The following is a 19,027-nucleotide window of genomic DNA, read 5'->3' as shown; positions in this document are numbered from 1 at the left end:
GCGGGAACGGCGCGCGGGTCACGCACCGAACACCGCCTCGTACGGGCTGACGCCGTGGGCGATGCTCACGCCCTGCAGACGCGAGGTCCTGAGGATGGGGTAGTTCGCCTCGCCGAACACACCGCCGGTCAGCCCCGTGCCGCCGTGCGTGGGCAGGTAGGGCACACAGCCGAGGTGCGAGTCGTTGATCTTCAGCAGCCCGCCGTTGGTCACCCTCCGCACGAAGGTGTCGACCACGTCGTCCGAGCCCGCCCACAGGGAGTTGCGCAGTCCGTAGGGGTTGGAGTTGGTGAAGTCGATGAAGCTGTCGAGCAGTTCGTCGTCCGAGGCCGGCTCGGCGATCACCACCGGGATCAGCGGGAAGAACGTCTCCTCCCGGACGAGGTCGAACTCCCGCGCCCCCGCGAGGCCGTTGACCCTGACCACGGTGGGCTGCAGGAACACGCCGGTGTCCGACGGGGTGCCGTCGACCTCGGTCCGGCGGCCGCCGGTGACCAGTTCCCCGCCCCGGTCGAGGGCCTGGTGGAGCAGCCGGAAGAACCGCTCGCTGCGCCGGACCGGTGAGAGCAGGACGTCCTCGTCCTCCGGGTACCCGGGACGGATCCGCTTGACCTGCTCCTTGACGTGGCCGAGGAACTCCTCGGCGACGGCCGGGTGCACCAGGACGCAGTTGGGCACCATGCAGATCTGCCCGGAACCGTAGAAGGCCTCCGTGACGGCCTCGGCCGCCAGGGCCAGGTCGGCGTCGGACCAGACCACCACGGTGTCGTTGCCCGCGAGTTCGAGGATGGGCTTCTTGCCGCGCGCGATGCACGTCTGCTCGAAGCGCAGCCCCTCCTCACTTCCGCCGATGTAGAAGATGTCGTCGATCAGCGGGCTGGCCAGCCAGCTGTCCATCGTCTGCTTGGGGTTGCCGCACACGGCGTTGAGCACTCCGGGCGGGGCGCCCAGCTCGTCGAGGATCGGGGCGACGACGTCGCGCATCAGCCACATCGTGCTCAGGGCGATGCTGCGCGGGGCCCGCATGACGACCGCGTTGCCGGCCATCAGGCACAGCACTCCGAGCGCCGCGCTGGGCAGCGGGGCGTTCTGCGGCGGGTTGAACGCCACGACGCCGTCGGGGCGGCGGTGGACGATCAGGCGTCTGCCCTGGTGCTCGAACTCCGTGTGCATCTGCTGCTGGTACCAGCCGAGGCTCTCCTCGCTGAAGATCTCCAGCAGCGAGCTGTGCTCCCAGCGGGCCAGCTTCGACGGGTGCGCCTCGGCTGTGAGCATGTCGAGGAACTCGTCGCGCCGGCGCACCAGTTCCTCACGGAACCGGGTACCCAGGAGCATGCGGCGCTCCAGCGGGACCTCCGCCCAGGAGGGAGCCGCCGCGGCCGCCGCCTCGCTCGCCAGCTCCAGGGCCGCGTCACCCGCCACCGCGCAGCGGCCGACCACGTACGGGTGGTGCGCCGCGTCCGAGTCGGGGTCCTTCTCGAGGGTGCGCTTGAGGGTCACGCTGGTGAAGACGTCCTCCAGCAGGGACCTGCCGCTGACGGTGTACACCCAGCCGTCGCCCTCGGTGTCCTTTCCGGCGATGTAGAGCGGGTAACTGCGCAGAGGGGCGGAACGTTCATTTCCGACGCTGTTCGATGGTGCTGCAGAACGTGTGGAGGAGATTTCCTCGACGGTTCCGTCCGGGAGCATGAATGGCCTTTCGACACGGCCGGTGGCATTCCGACAAGGGAAGTGCGTATTCGACGTCCCCGATCCTGCCAGCCACTCCTGACCCGTCTCTGACACCGGGCTGACCCTTCCTTTCGGAGCGACGGAGGGCCTGTCGGGTGCTCTTTCCGGCCGGTTTTCCCGGAGTTCTTTCGCAGGACTTCTCTCGAAACAGCCGGGCCGGGCATCCGCGCCACGCGGATGCCCGGCCCCCTCTCATCGCCGGGTCACAGGATGTCCTTGTAGGCCCCCCAGTCGGTGGCGGTCGACATCTTCGCCGGGGTGGCGAAGGTGCCGTCGCCCTTGCCGGGCCAGCGCCACAGCTGGCCGCTGCTGTCGACGCCGGCCATGTCGCCGTACCGGTCGCCGTTGAAGTCGCCGGCGAACACCTTGGTGACCGTGCTGCCGAAGCCGCTCGGCGGCCAGGTGAGGAAGTAGCCGTACGAGGGGTGCAGCCCGGAGTACGGTCCCGGGGTGAGCTCCAGGTTGGTGGGGGAGGTCATCATCGCGATGTCCATGCGGCCGTCACCGGTCACGTCCATCGGGGAGAACTCCGTCTGCGTGGGGCTCACGTTGTAGCGGTACTCGTAGCCGGAGCCCCAGTTCGCGTCCAGGGTGGCGTTGATGCCGCCGTCCGCGTCGCCGGGCCACCACCAGATCGAGTCGTCGGTGGTGGTGTTCCCGTCCTGGATCTCGCCGAAGCCGCAGGCGGCCGCGATGTCCGTCTTCCCGTCGTTGTCGAAGTCGGCGGCGAAGGCGACCCGGCAGGGATCGCGCAGGCCCGGGTCGAAGACGGCCTGCGTGTTGTCGCGGTTGTCCATGAGCGGCTGGGCCGTCGCGCCGACCCCGCTGTCACCGTCTCCGGCCCACCACCACACCCGGGTGCCGTCGAAGGCCCCGATGTCGCCGAACCCGTCCCCGTTGAAGTCGCCGACGAGGATGTTGGTGTACCCGCTGCCCCGGCCGTCGGTCCACAGCATCCGCTTGCTGCCGAGGCTGCCGTTGCCGAGCCCCGGGAAGAGGGCGAGGTTGCCGTCGGCCTGCAGGGCCACGACGTCGGACATTCCGTCGGAGGTGAAGTCCTGCGGCGGGGTGATGCCGGGGGTCACGTGGTGGACGTCGCAGGCGGGCAGCCCGGGGAAGGGCTCCGCGCCCACACCGACGACCTTGTCGGCCGGTACGAACCCCCAGCCCTGCCAGTTGGTCCAGCCGGATGACGCATCGCCCCTGCCGTAGTACCAGATGCGGTTGCCGGCGCCGTTCATGTCACCGCTGCGCCAGCAGACGAAACTGTGCGGGCCCGCGAGGAACTGTCCGGTCGTCGCCGCGGAGGCGTACGGCTCGGCCTTCGCCTCGGTCGCCAGGGTGTCGCAGTTCATCTCCTTGGTGAACGTCGTCCCGTCGGGATCCGTGTGGTGCGCGTCCGAGAACAGCCAGCACTCGCCGTTGTTCTTGATCTCCACGGTGAACGTCGCGTCCTCCGCGAGGAAGTACCGCGTCCCCTCGGTCTTGGAGCTCTCGGCGGCGGCGGACGTCCGGATGCCCAGGTCCACGAGGCTCGTGCCCCTCTGGGAGGCAGCCTGGGCCGCACTCGTCGCGTCGAGGGTCACCGCGCCCCAGGGGCAGGGGAAGGAGGAGTTCTTCGTCTTCCACGCCGGCTGGTCGGCCCAGGTCGTGGTGGGGCCGGCGGTGCCCGTCTCCCACAGCTCCACGGTGAAGAGCGAACAGTCACCCAGGTTGACCGTCCTGTCCCTGAGGGACATCGACGCCTTCAGTACCTGCCGCCCGGCCAGGTAGGGAACGTCCACCTGGAAGAACGTGCGCGTACGCTCGAACTTGCCCGTGCCGATCCTGCGGGTCCCGATCCAGAGGTAATCGGCGTACGCGACGGTGCCGCTGAACTCGTTCACCACGCGCGTGACAGGCGGCCGCGCGCTGAAGGACGGGTCCACGTAGAGCGGGTAGGTGGTGTCGGGGTCGGTCAGCAGCTCCTGGTCGGGGACGACCGTGAGGTCACCGCCGTCGACGTCGGTGTCCATGACCGCCTGCTTCTTCCGGCCACCCTTGCCGCTGTCCCACATCAGGGGCGCCGTTCCGGAGAAGACCGCACGGCCCTTGGCGTCGGCCGCCTTCAGGCCCCGCTTCTCGTCGGCGGTCACCTTCAGGCCGTTGGTCTCGACGCCGAACGTCAGCTCCTTCAGCTCCGGGTTCTTCGCCGCCTCGGCGTTCTTCACGACCAGCAGCTGCTGGAAGCCCTCGGCGTCGACCTCGACGCGGAGGTCGACCCCGGGCAGCACCTCCGGGTACGTGGCCACCGGGCCGTCCAGCTCGGGCTTCGGCAGCTTGCCCGGCCAGCTGTACTCCAGCACGTGCTTGTCGTCGTTCAGCCGCACCAGCGGCCCCTTGCCGCCGTCCGACAACTCGATGCCGGCCACCGCGGCCCTGGGCCGCACACCGTTCTCACCGGCCACCAGGTCGGTGTCGACGGCGACCCACTTGCCCGCCTGACGGGTCCGCACCGGCGCCACGTGCGTGGTCACCGTCAGCGTCCCCGAAGGGTTCGCGTGCACCTCGGACGTCTCGGTCCGCTTCTCCACGATCTCCACCGGCTTCCCGGAGGACTTCGCCTTCGCCAGCGCCGACACCTCGACGCCCTCGCCCGCCGCACCCGCACCCCGGCCGGAGTCCGTCGCGGCCACCCCCAGCCCCGTCCCCAGAACCGAAAGGCTCACCAGGGAAGCGAGAGCGAGTGCGGTACGCCGACCGCGCCCTCGCGATCTGTCATTTCTCGTCAACATGGAAACTTCTCCGAATCGGTCAGTACGACGGACACCGGGGAGGCCCCGGAAAAAGGTGCGGAATATCCGACGTCCCTGCGGAAGACATGGCCCAGCTTTTCCTCGTGCGGAGTTTTCACCTCCATCGGCGCACACGTGGCGGCGTGGGCGATGTACTGACGAAGCGGATTGTCTGTCGTGCTCGACGGCCCGCGAAAAGCACGGGCCGAAAACGGCCGCGCCGGAACGCGTCCGTACGGGCCGGGCATCCGCCTCGCGGCGGATGCCCGGCCCGTCATCGGTGGGTCACAGGAGGTCCTTGTAGGCGCCCCAGCCGGTGGCGGTCGACATCTTCACCGGGGCGGCGAAGGTGCCGTCGCCCTTGCCCGGCCAGCGCCACAGCTGGCCGCTGCTGTCGACACCGCCCATGTCCCCGAAGCGGTCGCCGTTGAAGTCACCGGCGAACCACTTGGTGACCGTGCCGAAGCCGGCCGGCGGCCAGGTCTGCCGGGAGGTACCGATGGTCGCGCCTCGCGCGAGGGGGCCCGGGACCAGCTCCAGGCTCGTCGCGGAAGGCATCCTCGCGATGTCCATGCGACCGTCACCGGTGATGTCCAGCGCGGAGAACTTGGTCTCCGTACGGAGTGCGGGGACGTACTCGTAACCCCAGTCGTTGCTCGGGTCCACGGTGGCGTTGATCCCGCCGTCGCCGTCACCGGGCCACCACCAGATGGAGTCGTCGGTGTAGTTGCCCTCCACGCGGGCCTGGCCGCAGGCAGCCGCGATGTCCGACTTCCCGTCGCCGTTGAAGTCGGCGCTGAAGAAGTACCGGCACGGCTCGTGGACGCCCGGCTCGAATCTGGCCTGCCTGCCGTGCCTGTTGTCGATCAGCGGTTGAGCTGTCGCGCCGACTCCGCCGTTGCCGTCTCCGGCCCACCACCACACGTATCCCGGCGGCAGGGCGTCGTCCGGGATGTCACCGAAGGCTCCGATGTCGCCGATGCCGTCTCCGTTGAAGTCACCGACGAAGACGGTGATGTAGTTGTTGGCGCGGCCGTCGGTCCACAGCATCCGCTTGTTGCCGAGAGCGCCGTTCCCGGTGCCCGGGAAGAGGGCGAGGTTGCCGTCCGCCTGGACGGCGACGACGTCGTGGAGCCCGTCGGAGGTGAAGTCCTGAGGCGGAGTGATGCCGGGGGTGACGCTGTGGGAGTCGCAGGCCGGCAGCCCGGGGTAGGGCTCGGTTCCCGCACCGGTGATCTTGTCCGCGGGCACGAAGCCCCAGCCCTGCCAGTTGGTCCAGCCGGACGCGGTGTCGCCCTTGCCGTAGTACCAGATGCGGTTGCCCGCACCGTTCATGTCACCACTGCGCCAGCACACGAAGCCGTGCGGGCCCGCCAGGAGCTGCCCGGTCGTCGCCGCGGAGGTGTACGGCTCGGCCTTCAGCTCGGAGGCCGAGGTCTGGCAGTTCATCTCCCGGGTGAACGACATGCCGTCAGGGTCGGTGTAGCTCACGTCCGCGACCAGGAAGCACTTGCCGTCGTAGTTCATCTCCACACTGAACTTCGCGTCGCTCAACCTGAGCAGCCTGATGTTCTCGGCCTTGGCGCTCTCCGCGGTGAGGGAGGTCCGGACCCCGAGGTCCACCAGGTTCACGCCCCTCGTCGCGGCGGCCTGCGCCGCGCTCGTCGCGTCGAGGTTCATGTAGCCGTGGGGGCAGCCGTGGGAGGAGTTCTTCGTCTTCCACGCCGGCTGGTTGTTCCACGTCGTCGTGGTGCCCGCGACGCCCGTCTCCCACAGCTCCAGGGGGGTGTTGGCGCAGTCGTACCCTGTCCCTTCCGTGATGGACAGTGACGCCTTCACCACCTTCCGGCCTGCCAGGTTGGGAACGTTCACCTGGAAGAAGGAGCGGTACGTCTGGAACGTTCCGTCGCCCCACCCGAGATTGCCGACCCAGAGGCGGTCGGTGTCCCATTCGTGTGTGGTGGGGTACCTGTTCATGACGTAGTGCCCGCCGGACAGGTCCGTGCTGAACGTCGGGTCCACGTAGAGCGGGTAGGTGGTGTCGGGGTCGGTGAGCAGCTCCTGGTCGGGCACGACCTTGAGGCTCTCGGCGGTGGCGGTGGTGTCCATGACCGCCTGCTTCTTCTCCGTGCCCTTGCCGTTGTCCCACATCCGCGGCGCAGGTCCGACGAACACCGCGCGCCCCTTGGCGTCGGCCGCCTTCAGGCCCCGCTTCTCGTCGGCGGTCACCTTCAGGCCGTTCGTCTCGACGCCGTACGTCAGCTCCTTCAGCTTCGGGTTCTTCGCCGCCTCGGCGTTCTTGATCACCAGCAGCTGCTGGAACCCCTCGGCGTCGACCTCGACCCGGAGGTCGATCCCGGGCAGCACCTCGGAGTAGGTCGCCACCGGCCCATCCAGCTTCGGCTTGGGCAACTTGCCCGGCCAGCTGTACTCGAGCACGTGCTTGTCGTCGTTGAGCCGCACCAGCGGGCCCTTGCCGCCGTCCGACAGCTCGATGCCCGCCGCCGCGGCCTTCGGCCGTACGACGTTCCTGTCGGCCACCAGGTCGGTGTCGATCGCCACCCACTTGCCGGCCTGGCGCGTACGTACCGGCGACAGGTGCGTCGTCACCGTCAGCGAGCCCGACGGATTGGCGTGCACCTCCGAGGCCTCGGTCCGCTTCTCCACGATCTCCACCGGCTTCCCGGAGGACTTCGCCTTCGCCAGCGCCGACATCTCGACGCCCTTGCCCGCCGCACCCGCACCCCGGTCGGAGTCCGTCGCGGCCACCCCCAGTCCCGTTCCCAGAACCGACAGGGTCACCAGCAGAGCAACACCGAGGACAGGTCTTCGACCGCGTCCCCGTACAACGTCGTTCCTCATCAACATGCAGACCCCAATCCGGATCGGTGAGCGCCAAGGACAGCGGGACGGTCTGGGGAGGGACGCGGAAGGGAAAGCCGCACCGTCGCCCGGTCGGCAGGCGCACGGTTCTCGCCATCCATCCCCAGAGCGAGGCAAGCATCGTCAGGATGCCCAGAACCCCTGACACGCGCCTGACGTGGCGCTGAACGGCGTTCCATGCCGCGGCCCGGGTATCCGCGTCGCAACGGATACCCGGGCCGGGCGTCACCGCAGGGTCACAGGATGTCCTTGTAGGCCCCCCAGCCGGTGGCGGTCGACATCTTCACCGGGGCGGCGAAGGTGCCGTCGCCCTTGCCCGGCCAGCGCCACAGCTGGCCGCTGCTGTCGACGCCGGCCATGTCCCCGAAGCGGTCGCCGTTGAAGTCACCGGCGAACGCCTTGGTCACCGTGCCGAAGCCGTTCGGCGGCCAGGTCTGCTGGGCCGGCGTACCCCAGGAGTAGTTGCGCGCGAGGGGCCCCGGGTTGAGCTCCAGGACGCCCGGGAGGGGCAGTCTGGCGATGTCCATGCGACCGTCACCGGTCATGTCGATCGGGGAGAACTGGGTCTCCGTACGGTAGACGTAGAAGTAGTCACGGCCCAGGGCCGAGCCCAGGGTGGCGTTGACCCCGCCGTTGCCGTCACCGGGCCACCACCAGAGGGAGTCGTCGTCGTAGTTGCCCTGCTCACCGCCCTGGCCGCAGGCAGCCGCGATGTCCGTCTTCCCGTCGCCGCTGAAGTCGGCGGCGAAGGCGACCCGGCAGGGTGCGTGGATCCCGGGGTCGAAGTAGGCCTGGGTCTTGTAACGGTTGTCCATCAGCGGCTGCGCCGTGGCCCCGACGCCGCTGTTGCCGTCTCCGGCCCACCACCACACGCGGTAACCGTCGAAGGCGCCGATGTCGCCGTATCCGTCCCCGTTGAAGTCACCGACGAAGATGCTGGTGTACGCACTGCCGCGGCCGTCGCTCCACAGCATCCGCTTGTCCCCGAGGGTGCCGTTGCCGAGCCCCGGGAAGAGGGCGAGGTTGCCGTCCGTCTGGAGAGCGACGACGTCGTAGAGCCCGTCGGAGGTGAAGTCCTGCGGCGGCGTGATACCGGCGGTGACCTTGTGGGCGTCACAGGCCGGCAGCCCCGCGTAGGGCTCCGCACCCACACCGGTGATCTTGTCGGCGGGCACGAAGCCCCAGCCCTGCCAGCTGGTCCAGCCCGAGGCGGTGTCGCCCTTGCCGTAGTACCAGACGCGGTTGCCGGCGCCGTTCTTGTCACCGCTGCGCCAGCAGACGAAGCTGTGCGGACCGGCCAGCATCTGCCCGGTGGTCTGCGCGGTGGTGTACGGCTCGGCCTTCACCTCGGCCGCCGCACTGTTGCAGCTCAGCTCCTTGGTGAACGACGTGCCGTCGGGGTCCGTGAAGCTGCTGACGCCCGAGTAGAGGAAGCACTGACCGTCGTTCTTGAGCTCCACGGTGAACTTCGCGTACTGCTGCAGGAAATGCCGGGCGAAGACGGGCGCGGTGGCCTCGGCGGTTGGGGAGGTCCGTATCCCCAGGTCGACCAGGCTCGTGCCCCTCGTCGCGGCAGCCTGCGCCGCACCGGTCGCGTCCAAGGTCATCGTGCCCTTGGGGCAGGAGTAGGACGAGTTCTTCGTCTTCCACGCCGGCTGGTTGTTCCACGTCGTGGTGGTGCCGGCGGCGCCCGTCTCCCACAGTTCCACGGGGACGAGGGAGCAGTCCCCGAACTCCATCGAGTCCGTCAGGGACAGCGATGCCTTCACCACCTGCCGCCCGGCCAGGTTGGGGACGTCCAGCCGGAAGAACGAGCGTGAGCGCCAGAACTTGCCGTCGCTCGTCCGGTAGTTGCCCATCCGGAGGTATCCGGTGTCCCAGTGGTTCCGCTCGGGTTCGGCCTCGTACACCGTGTACGCGCCGGTCATCCCCGTGGTGAACGTCGGGTCCACGTAGAGGGGGTAGGTGGTGCCGGGGCCGGTGAGCAGCTCCTGGTCGGGAACGACCTTGAGTTCCTCAGCGGTGGCGGTGGTGTCCATGACCGCCTGCTTCTTCTCCGTGCCCTTGCCGCTGTCCCACATCCGCGGCGTCGGCCCTGAGAACACCGCGCGCCCCTTGGCGTCGGCCGCCTTCAGGCCCCGCTTCTCGTCGGCGGTCACCTTCAGGCCGTTGGTCTCGACGCCGTAGGTGAGTTCCTTCAGTTTCGGGTTCTTCGCCGCCTCGGCGTTCTTCACGACCAGCAGTTGCTGGAAGCCCTCGGCATCGACCTCGACCTGGAGGTCGATCCCGGGCAGCACCTCGGGGTAGGTCGCCACCGGCCCGTCCAGCTTCGGCTTGGGCAGCTTGCCCGGCCAGCTGTACTCGAGCACGTGCTTGTCGTCGTTGAGCCGCACCAGCGGACCCTTGCCGCCGTCCGACAGCTCGATGCCCGCCGCCGCGGCCTTCGGCCGTACGGCGTTCCTGTCGGCCACCAGGTCGGTGTCGACGGCGACCCACTTGGCGCCCTGACGCACCCGCACGGGAGACAGATGCGTGGTCACCGTCAGCGTCCCCGAAGGGTTCGCGTGCACCTCGGACGTCTCGGTCCGCTTCTCCACGATCTCCACCGGCTTGCCGGAGGACTTCGCCTTCGCCAGCGCCGACACCTCGACGCCCTCGCCCGCCGCACCCCGGTCCGATTCCGTCGCGGCCACCCCCAGCCCCGTCCCCAGCAGGGAAACGGTCACCAGCAGACCAAGGGCGAACGTGGATCTTCGACCACGCCCCCGCACTCTGCCATTCCTCGTCAGCATGCAGGCTCCTCCGAATCGGTCGGTAGCACGGGCAGCGGGCAAGCCCCGCGTGGGTGGATCACGGCCGGGCCGGACATCCGTCGTGACGAATGCCCGGCCCTTGGTGCGCCGTTGGATCACAGGAGGTTCTTGTAGGTCCCCCAGTTGGTGGCGGTCGACATCTTCACCGCCGTGGCGAAGGTGCCGTCGCCCTTGCCGGGCCAGCGCCACAGCTGGCCGCTGCTGTCGACGCCGGCCATGTCGCCGTACCGGTCGCCGTTGAAGTCGCCGGCGAACACCTTGGTGACCGTGCTGCCGAAGCCGCTCGGCGGCCAGGCCTGCCTGGTGCCCGTGCCGTAGGAGGCGTTGCGGGCGAGGGGACCCGGGTTGAGCTCCAGGATCGTCGAGGAGGGCATCCTCGCGATGTCCATGCGGCCGTCACCGGTCACGTCCATCGGGGAGAACCGGGTCTCCGTGCGGGCCGCGTAGAGGTACTCGTAGCCGGGGCTCGCGCCCAGGGTGGCGTTGATCCCGCCGTTGGCGTCGCCGGGCCACCACCAGATGGCGTCGTCGTTGTAGTTGCCCTGCTCACTGCCCTGGCCGCAGGCTGCCGCGATGTCCGTCTTTCCGTCGCCGTTGAAGTCGGCGGCGAAGGCGACCCGGCAGGGTTCGTGGAGGCCCGGGTAGAAGGCGGCCTGGGACTTGTACCGGTTGTCCATCAGCGGCTGCGCCGTCGCGCCGATACCGCTGTTGCCGTCTCCGGCCCACCAGTACACGACTCCGTCGGTGAAGCCGCCGATGTCGCCGTATCCGTCCCCGTTGAAGTCGCCGACGAAGATGCTGGTGTACGCACTGCCGCGGCCGTCGCTCCACAGCATCCGCTTGTCCCCGAGGGTGCCGTTGCCGAGACCCGGGAAGAGGGCGAGGTTGCCGTCCGTCTGGAGAGCGACGACGTCGTAGAGCCCGTCGGAGTTGAAGTCCTGCGGCGGCGTGATACCGGGCGTGACCTTGTGCGCGTCACAGGCCGGCAGCCCGGCGTAGGGCTCCGCACCGACTCCGGTGATCTTGTCGGCGGGCACGAAGCCCCAGCCCTGCCAGTTGGTCCAGCCCGATGCCGAATCGCCCTTGCCGTAGTACCAGATGCGGTTGCCCGCACCGTTCATGTCACCACTGCGCCAGCACACGAAGCCGTGCGGGCCCGCCAGGAGCTGCCCGGTCGTCGCCGCGGAGGTGTACGGCTCGGCCCTCGCGACGGTGGCCAGGGTGTCGCAGTTCATCTCCTTGGTGAAGGACGTGCCCTCGGGGTCCGTGTGGCTCACGTCCGTGACCAGGAAGCACTCACCGTTGTTCTTGATCTCCACGGTGAACTTCGCGTACGCCAGCAGGAATTGGCGCTGGCTGTCGACCCGGGCGCTCTCGGCGGTGGTGGAGGTGCGTATCCCCAGATCCACCAGACTCGTGCTCCGTGCCGACGCGGACTGCGCCGCGCTCGTCGCGTTCAGGGTCATCGTGCCCTTGGGGCAGGAGTAGGAGGAGTTCTGCGTCTTCCACGCCGGCTGGTTGTTCCACGTCGTGGTGGTGCCCGCGGCACCCGTCTCCCACAGTTCCACGGGGGCGGCGGCACAGTCGCCCGTCCACCCGGTCAGGTCCGTGAGGGACAGGGACGCCTTCACCACCTGCCGCCCGGCCAGGTAGGGAACGTTCACCTGGAAGAACGAGCGGGTACGCGTGACCTTTCCGTCCGTCGCCCGGTAGTTGCCCATATAGAGGCGTTCGGTGCCCCAGAGATTCCACGTGGGGTTCGCCTCGCTCACCCAGTACGCGCCGGGCACTTCCGCGCTGAAGGACGGGTCCACGTAGAGCGGGTAGGTGGTGTCGGGGTCGGTGAGCAGCTCCTGGTCGGGAACGACCTTGAGGCTCTCGGCGGTGGCGGTGGTGTCCATGACCGCCTGCTTCTTCTCCGTGCCCTTGCCGTTGTCCCACATCCGCGGCGCAGGTCCGACGAAGACCGCACGGCCCTTGGCGTCGGCCGCCTTCAGGCCCCGCTTCTCGTCGGCGGTCACCTTCAGACCGTTGGTCTCGACGCCGTAGGTGAGTTCCTTCAGCTTCGGGTTCTTCGCGGCCTCGGCGTTCTTGATCACCAGCAGCTGCTGGAAACCTTCGGCGTCGACCTCGACCCGGAGGTCGACCCCGGGCAGCACCTCGGAGTAGGTCGCCACCGGGCCGTCCAGCTCGGGCTTGGGCAACTTGCCCGGCCAGCTGTACTCGAGCACGTGCTTGTCGTCGTTCAGCCGCACCAGCGGCCCCTTGCCGCCGTCCGACAGCTCGATGCCCGCCGCCGCGGCCTTCGGCCGCACCACGTTCCTTCCCGCCACCAGATCGGTGTCGATCGCCACCCACTTGCCCGCCTGCCGCGTGCGTACCGGCGACAGGTGAGTCGTCACCGTGAGGGTTCCGGACGGGTTGGCGTGCACCTCCGAGGCCTCGGTCCGCTTCTCCACGATCTCCACCGGCTTCCCGGAGGACTTCGCCTTCGCCAGCGCCGACACCTCGACGCCCTTGCCCGCCGCGCCCGAACCCTGATCGGAGTCCGTCGCGGCCACCCCCAGCCCCGTCCCCAGCAGGGAAACGGTCACCAGGAGACCGAGGGCGAGCGCGGAACGTCTGCCACGCCCCCGCACAACGTCATTCCTCATCGACATGAACACTTCTCCGGATCCGTCAGTACCACGGGCAACGGGGAAGCCCCGGGAATGGGTGCGAGATTCCGGACGGGAGCAGGAGTCGGTGGGACTCCATCGCGCCCCAGCCCTCGAAAGTCTCGAAGGGCGAAACCGCCGTGTCGCCCTTCGTGTAGTACCAGACGGTGTTTCCGCCGGAATGCCGCTCGCCTCGCGTCCAGCACACGAAGGTGCTCAGCGTGGAGGTCTTCTTTCCGGTGAGCGGGGCGTCGTATGCCGCACGGCCGTACACGTTTCCGGCGAGGTTCTCGCACTTGACGTCGGTGCGGAAGACGTTGCCCAGCTTGTCCTGCTGGAGGACGTTCTCCTCCAGCACGCAGGTGGCGGCGTGGGCGACGCCCGTGTTCAGGCCGCTGGTCAGCAGAGGGAGAGCGAAGGCCGCCACGATGAGTCCGCGAGCGGCACCGCCGAGACGGCGGAGACGGGACGCGCCTCGCGGCCGGCCGGTTTCCTTGGTTGCACGCATGTTCATGGCCCCCTATCCCCACGAGCACTTTCGCAGCCCCGGGAAGGGCGCCTTGGTGGTGCCGAGCGCACTCGCCGGCATATAACCCCAGGCCTGCTGGCCCGGGTTGTTCACGACCACGTCGCCCTTGGTGTAGTACCAGACGCTGTTCTTCCCTGCGTGCGGAGCTCCGACCTTCCAACAGACGAACCAGCTCGTCGTCTTCGTCATCCGTCCGGTGACCGGAGATCCGAAGAACGACTGGGACGTCACGTCTCCGGTCGTGTTGGTGCAGTAGAGGTCGACGGGGAACGACATCGTCGTCCAGTCGACGTGCGGAGAACTCTCACGAATTTCACAGCCGGGGTCGGCGGAGACAGCGGGGGCGCTTCCGACCATTCCCCATGCGCCGGCAACGGCGAATGCGGACAGCCAGACCCACAGCCGGTTTCTTCTTCTTCTCATCCAAACTCCCTGTGAGGCAGACCTCGCAAGGATGCCGAAGGCACCTGACACACCCCTGACGGCGCGATGATGCACGTCGTCCTTCCGGCCGCCGCACGGCGCGGGCCCTTCACCGGCGTTCTCAACGGGCCTTGTGGGTGGTCGAGATGGCCTTCGATCGAAAGTCTGTGACTGACCGTCAGTCGCTTGCTGGACCGACCGTCGGTCAATTAGTGTTCGCCATATCTTGGGCTTGTGCCTCCTTCGGCTGCCTGACGGCGACGAGGGGTGCCACCTTCTCGCGCGACCGCGAGGGAGGCATGACCAATGCGACCGACCCCGGACGTGACTCGCGGCACCCGTACCTCTCATCGGAGCCCCCGTGGATACCAAGGAACTGTTTCGCGCTTACAAGGAACTGTTTGCCGCGGCCGAGCACATCGCGGACGATCCGCTTCTGGTGGGAGCCGACCGCACGCAAGTCGATTGGACGCTGGCCCACATCGCGCTGAGCGACCGGGCGCTGGTCGATGTGGGACACGCGGTTCTCTCCGGTGAGGACGCCGTTCTGGACAATGCCCAGGCCATGTCGAAGTCGGAGATCGGCCGGGTCATCAGCTCGACGTCCTACGGCGAGCGCGTGGAGATGGTCCGCCGGAACGCGGCGGCGCTGATCGACGTGCTGGACATCAGTCCCGAGGAAACGTCGGACGCCACCGTGCGGGCGCGCCTCGTCGACCGTGAAGGCAAGGTGGTCTTCGACGAGGACCTGAAGTGGGGCGATGTGATCTGCATGCGTGCCACCGAGCACCTTCCCGGTCACACGGCGGCGCTCCGGTGCTGGGCACGCGAGCAGCTGCACTGCTGACGTGACGGCGCCCCCGGCCCGGGGGTGACGGCGCCCCCGGCCCGGGGGCGGTTCCGCCGCCGGACCGGTCCGCTTCGTCAGTAGGCGTCCTTCCCGTGGGCGCGGAAGCGCCGCCGGACCTCCTCGACCAGAGCGGGGTCGGGCGCGCGGGTGTCACGCAGCGGGAAGCGGATGCCCAGGGCCTCGTACTTGCCGGCGCCGAGGCGGTGGAAGGGCAGGACGTCCACGCGCCGCACCGTGTCGAGCCCGCCGACGAACTCGGCGAGGCCGTCCACGGCGGCGAGGTCGTCGGTCCAGCCGGGCACGAGCACGTACCGGATCCAGACCGGCACGCCGAGCCGGTTCAGCCGGGTCGCGAAGGACAGGGTGGGTGCGAGGGCCCCGCCGGTCAGCCGGCGGTAGGTCCGCACGTCGAAGGACTTGACGTCGAGCAGGACCAGGTCGGTGTCGGTGAGCATCTCGTCGGTGGCGCGTGCGCCGAGCAGGCCGGAGGTGTCGATCGCGGTGTGCAGGCCGGCCTCCTTGCAGCGGCGCAGGACCGCGCCGGTGAAGCGCGGCTGCAGCAGCGGCTCGCCGCCGGTGAGGGTGACCCCGCCGCCGGCCGTGGTGAGGAACGACCGGTACTTCTCGATCTCCCCCATCACTTCCTCGACGGTCCTCTCCCGGCCGTCCCGCATGCGCCAGGTGTCGGGGTTGGCGCAGTACAGGCAGCGCAGCGGGCAGCCGCTGGTGAACAGCACGAACCGGGTCCCGGGACCGTCCACGCCGGTGGACAGGTCCCAGGAGTGGACCCGGCCCGTGACGGCTCGGGCCGCGGTGGTCACAGCGATCCGTGGAAGGTGCGGCTGATCACGTCGAGCTGCTGCTCGCGGGTCAGGCGGACGAAGTTGACGGCATAGCCGGAGACCCGGATGGTCAGCTCCGGGTACTTCTCCGGGTGCTCCATCGCGTCCTCCAGGGTGGCCCGGTCGAGGACGTTGACGTTCATGTGGAAGCCGCCGCCCGCCATGTAGCCGTCGAGGATGCCGACCAGGTGCCCGGCTCGCTCCGCCGGGACGTGACCGAGGCCCTCGGGGGTGATGGTGGTGGTCAGCGAGATGCCGTCGCGCGCAGACTCGTAGGGGAGCTTGGCCACCGAGAGGGCCGAGGCGACGACTCCGTGCCGGTCGCGGCCGTTCATGGGGTTGGCGCCGGGAGCGAAGGGCTGTCCGGCGCGGCGCCCGTCGGGGGTGTTGCCGGTGTGCTTGCCGTACACCACGTTGGAGGTGATGGTCAGCACGGACTGGGTGTGCTCGGCGTCCCGGTAGGTGGGGTGCCGGCGCACCTTGGCCATGAACGACTCCACCAGGCGGACGGCGATGGCGTCGGCGCGGTCGTCGTTGTTGCCGTAGGCCGGGTACTCGCCCTCGGTACGGAAGTCGACGGCGAGGCCGCTCCCGTCGCGCAGCACCTTCACCCGGGCGTGCTCGACGGCGGAGAGGCTGTCGGCGGCGACCGAGAGGCCGGCGATGCCGCAGGCCATGAAGCGGTGCACGGGATGGTCGTGCAGCGCCATCTCGATGCGTTCGTAGGCGTACTTGTCGTGCATGTAGTGGATGACGTTGAGGGCGTCGACGTACGTCCCGGCCAGCCAGTCCAGGACGCGGTCGTAGGCGGCGGTCAGCTCCCGCGCGTCGAGGTACTCGCCGGTCAGCGCGGGCATCTCGGGGGTGACCTGCTCACCGGTCATCTCGTCCCGGCCGCCGTTGATCGCGTAGAGCAGGGCCTTGGCGAGGTTGACCCGGGCGCCGAAGAACTGCATCTGCCGGCCGACCGCCATGGCGGAGACGCAGCAGGCGATGGCGGTGTCGTCGCCGGAGCGCGGGCGCATCAGGTCGTCGGATTCGTACTGGACGGCGCTGGTGTCGATGGAGACCTGGGCGCAGAACTCCTTGAAGCCGGCCGGGAGGGCGGGCGACCACAGGACGGTCAGGTTCGGCTCGGGCGCGGGACCCAGGTTGTACAGGGTCTGCAGGAAGCGGAAGGAGGTGCGGGTGACCAGCGGCCTCCCGTCCTCGCCGATGCCGCCGATGGACTCCGTCACCCAGGTCGGATCGCCGGAGAACAGGGCGTCGTACTCGGGGGTGCGCAGGAAGCGGACGATGCGCAGCTTGATCACGAAGTCGTCGATCAGTTCCTGGGCGCGGGACTCGTCGACGGTCCCCTCCTCCAGGTCGCGCCGGAGGTAGACGTCGAGGAAGGTGGACGTGCGGCCCAGCGACATGGCGGCGCCGTTCTGCTCCTTCACCGCGGCCAGGTAACCGAGGTACAGCCACTGCACCGCCTCGTGGGCGGTGGCGGCCGGGCGGGAGACGTCGCAGCCGTAGGTCGCGGCCATCCGGGTCAGCTCCCGCAGGGCCTTGATCTGCTCGGCGAGTTCCTCGCGGTCGCGGATGACGTGCTCGGTCGAGGGGCGGGCGTCCAGCAGGGCGCGTTCGGCGCGCTTGGCCTCGATCAGGCGGTCCGTGCCGTAGAGGGCGACGCGGCGGTAGTCGCCGATGATCCGGCCGCGGCCGTAGGAGTCGGGGAGGCCGGTGATGATGCCGACCCTGCGGGCGGTTCGCATCGCGGGGGTGTAGGCGTCGAAGACGCCGTCGTTGTGGGTCTTGCGGTACTTCCCGAAGATCTCGGAGACCAGCGGGTCGGGCTCGTAGCCGTACGCCCTGAGCCCGTTCTCCACCATGCGCAGGCCGCCGTTGGGCATGATCGCCCGCTTCAGCGGGGCGTCCGTCTGCAGGCCGACGATCAGCTCGCGCTCGCGGTCGATGAAGCCGGGGGCGTGCGAGGTGATGGTGGAGGGCGTGGCGGCGTCGACGTCGTGGATCCCGCGGCGGCGCTCCTCGGGGAACAGGGCGCTGACCTTGCCCCACACCGCGCGGGTGCGGTCGGTCGGGCCGGCCAGGAAGGAGGCGTCGCCCTCGTACGGGGTGTAGTTGGCCTGGACGAAGTCGCGCACGTCCACGCGCTCCCGCCACCCGTCGCCGGCGAACTGCCGCCAGGCGTCGGCGGTCAGGGGTGCGGCTGTCACCGTCGCGGTCATCACGGGTCCTCTCGTCGGGTCCGGCCTTCTGCCGTCACCTCGATGGTCGTCCCGCGAGGCGGTGCGGGGAGAGTGCCGACAGGGCACCGCCGTGGCCCCTGCGGCCCTGCCCCGCCGGGACGTTCGGCCCTCCCCCGGTTCACGGGAGGGCCCGGGACGGCGGGCCGCCGAGGGTGGCACAGGAGCTGACCGGGCGCGCCCGGGACCACGGAGGAGCCGGCCGGGACCGAAGGGTCCCGGCCGGCTCGGGCCGGCCCGGGGGCGGGGTCAGGCGTGGGGAACGACGGCGACGGGGCAGGGGACGTGGTGGAGGGCGGCGTGGGCGACCGGACCCAGGTGGGCGCCCAGGCGGTGCCCGCCGCGGCGGCCCACCACCAGGAGCCCCGCGTCGTGGGCTTCGTGCACCAGCACCGACGCCGCCCGGCCCTCGACGGCCGACCAGGTCACCGGGACCTCCGGGTACTTGTCCCGCCAGGCGTGGGCCACCGCGGCCACCGTGTGCTCCGCGTCGGCCCGGGCCTGGGCGGCCGCCTCGGCCACCGGTCCCGTCGCCAGGCGTTCGGTGGCCGGGAGCGCGATGACCAGCGAGGAGTCGGTCACGGCACGCAGCGGGGTGCGGAAGGCGTGCACCACGCGCAGCCCGGTGCCGCGCAGCCGGGCCGCCTCGAAGGCGAACGCGACGGTCTCGTCGCACGGCTCACCGGTGTCCAGTCCGAGCACCACCTCGCGGTACGGCGTCCGCGGGATCTCCTCGGGGGCGATCCCGTCCGCGGCGGGCAGGTGGTCGTCACTCGTGCCGCGCCCGGCCCGGACCAGCACCACCGGCCTGTCCGCGCGGGCGACCACCCGCTGGGAGACCGATCCGGTGACGAACCCGCCGAGCGCGCCGAGGCCGAGCGAGCCGAGGACCAGCAGGTCGCTGCCGGCGGCCGCCGAGACGAGGGCGCCGACCGGCGAGTCGCACACCAGCCGCTCGGTGATCAGCAGACCGGGGTGGGCCGCCCGCAGGCCGTGGACCGCCTGCCCGAGGACCGTGCGGGCCCGCTCGTACTCGCCGGTCCCGGCCGGGACGCCGGACGCGGGGCGGACGTGACGGTGCCAGGTGTGCAGCACGGTCAGACCGGCCCCCCGGCGCCCGGCCTCCGCGGCCGCCCAGTGGGCGGCGGCCAGGCTCGCGGCCGATCCGTCGACCCCCACGGTGATGTCGTGCTGCATGACGCGTCCCCTCCAGGGCCGTTGCCAACTCTCTGCGCGGCAACCCTGCTCTGGCAGGGGCGGGCGGCCGAGGGGC

The 19,027-nt window shown here is 69.8% G+C and carries 11 protein-coding genes; 1 reads left to right on the top strand and 10 read right to left on the bottom strand.

From position 1 onward, the window contains the following. Nucleotides 1-18: 18 nt before the first annotated feature. The 7 genes from Sfr03f_RS03990 to Sfr03f_RS03960 form a co-directional block, all read right to left on the bottom strand. On the bottom strand, nt 19-1,689 hold the full coding sequence (locus tag Sfr03f_RS03990) for an aldehyde dehydrogenase family protein (protein ID WP_108952283.1): 1,671 nt from the start codon (nt 1,687-1,689) through the stop codon (nt 19-21). Between the two features lie 245 nt (nt 1,690-1,934). After that, on the bottom strand, nt 1,935-4,439 hold the full coding sequence (locus Sfr03f_RS03985) for an FG-GAP repeat domain-containing protein (protein ID WP_159105537.1): 2,505 nt from the start codon (nt 4,437-4,439) through the stop codon (nt 1,935-1,937). A 351-nt stretch (nt 4,440-4,790) separates the two neighbouring features. Beyond that, nucleotides 4,791-7,307, bottom strand: a complete 2,517-nt coding sequence (locus tag Sfr03f_RS03980) for an FG-GAP-like repeat-containing protein (RefSeq protein ID WP_159105536.1) — start codon at nt 7,305-7,307, stop codon at nt 4,791-4,793. 317 nt (nt 7,308-7,624) lie between these two features. Beyond that, the gene (locus Sfr03f_RS03975; protein WP_159105535.1) at nt 7,625-10,114 is read right to left on the bottom strand and encodes an FG-GAP repeat domain-containing protein; all 2,490 of its coding nucleotides are present in this window, start codon (nt 10,112-10,114) and stop codon (nt 7,625-7,627) included. A 182-nt stretch (nt 10,115-10,296) separates the two neighbouring features. Continuing rightward, complete coding sequence (locus tag Sfr03f_RS03970; protein WP_159105534.1) at nt 10,297-12,855, bottom strand: FG-GAP-like repeat-containing protein; 2,559 nt, start codon at nt 12,853-12,855, stop codon at nt 10,297-10,299. 25 nt (nt 12,856-12,880) lie between these two features. Continuing rightward, nucleotides 12,881-13,285, bottom strand: coding sequence for a hypothetical protein (locus Sfr03f_RS03965; protein ID WP_108952278.1), 405 nt, complete (start codon nt 13,283-13,285; stop codon nt 12,881-12,883). A gap of 93 nt (nt 13,286-13,378) precedes the next feature. Then, nucleotides 13,379-13,663 (bottom strand): hypothetical protein, encoded by a 285-nt coding sequence (locus Sfr03f_RS03960; protein WP_108952277.1) that lies wholly within the window; start codon nt 13,661-13,663, stop codon nt 13,379-13,381. Between the two features lie 508 nt (nt 13,664-14,171). Here Sfr03f_RS03960 and Sfr03f_RS03955 point away from each other — a divergent pair. Continuing rightward, nucleotides 14,172-14,657 carry a hypothetical protein gene (locus tag Sfr03f_RS03955; protein ID WP_108952276.1) on the top strand — a complete coding sequence of 162 codons (486 nt, stop codon included), beginning with the start codon at nt 14,172-14,174 and terminating at the stop codon, nt 14,655-14,657. Nucleotides 14,658-14,734: 77 nt separating this feature from the next. Here the strand turns inward: Sfr03f_RS03955 and pflA are convergent, their stop codons facing one another. The 3 genes from pflA to Sfr03f_RS03940 form a co-directional block, all read right to left on the bottom strand. Next, nucleotides 14,735-15,481 (bottom strand): pyruvate formate-lyase-activating protein, encoded by a 747-nt coding sequence (pflA, locus tag Sfr03f_RS03950; protein ID WP_108952275.1) that lies wholly within the window; start codon nt 15,479-15,481, stop codon nt 14,735-14,737. After that, nucleotides 15,478-17,736 (bottom strand): formate C-acetyltransferase, encoded by a 2,259-nt coding sequence (gene pflB / locus Sfr03f_RS03945; RefSeq protein ID WP_108952274.1) that lies wholly within the window; start codon nt 17,734-17,736, stop codon nt 15,478-15,480. Before pflB ends, pflA begins: the two co-directional genes overlap by 4 nt. A 267-nt stretch (nt 17,737-18,003) precedes the next feature. Continuing rightward, nucleotides 18,004-18,951, bottom strand: coding sequence for a universal stress protein (locus Sfr03f_RS03940; RefSeq protein WP_108952273.1), 948 nt, complete (start codon nt 18,949-18,951; stop codon nt 18,004-18,006). Nucleotides 18,952-19,027: the final 76 nt, after the last annotated feature.

The organism is Streptomyces fragilis (genome assembly GCF_003112515.1).
Taxonomy (GTDB): domain Bacteria; phylum Actinomycetota; class Actinomycetes; order Streptomycetales; family Streptomycetaceae; genus Streptomyces; species Streptomyces fragilis.
This window is presented reverse-complemented; position numbering and strand designations above follow the sequence as displayed.

Bases quoted from the DNA above. Each gene is read 5' to 3' on its own strand.
- Sfr03f_RS03990 (WP_108952283.1), bottom strand. From the start codon at position 1,689: ATGCTCCCGGACGGAACCGTCGAGGAAATCTCCTCCACACGTTCTGCA.
- Sfr03f_RS03970 (WP_159105534.1), bottom strand. From the start codon at position 12,855: ATGAGGAATGACGTTGTGCGGGGGCGTGGCAGACGTTCCGCGCTCGCC.
- Sfr03f_RS03960 (WP_108952277.1), bottom strand. From the start codon at position 13,663: ATGTCGTTCCCCGTCGACCTCTACTGCACCAACACGACCGGAGACGTG.
- pflB (WP_108952274.1), bottom strand. From the start codon at position 17,736: ATGACCGCGACGGTGACAGCCGCACCCCTGACCGCCGACGCCTGGCGG.
- Sfr03f_RS03940 (WP_108952273.1), bottom strand. From the start codon at position 18,951: ATGCAGCACGACATCACCGTGGGGGTCGACGGATCGGCCGCGAGCCTG.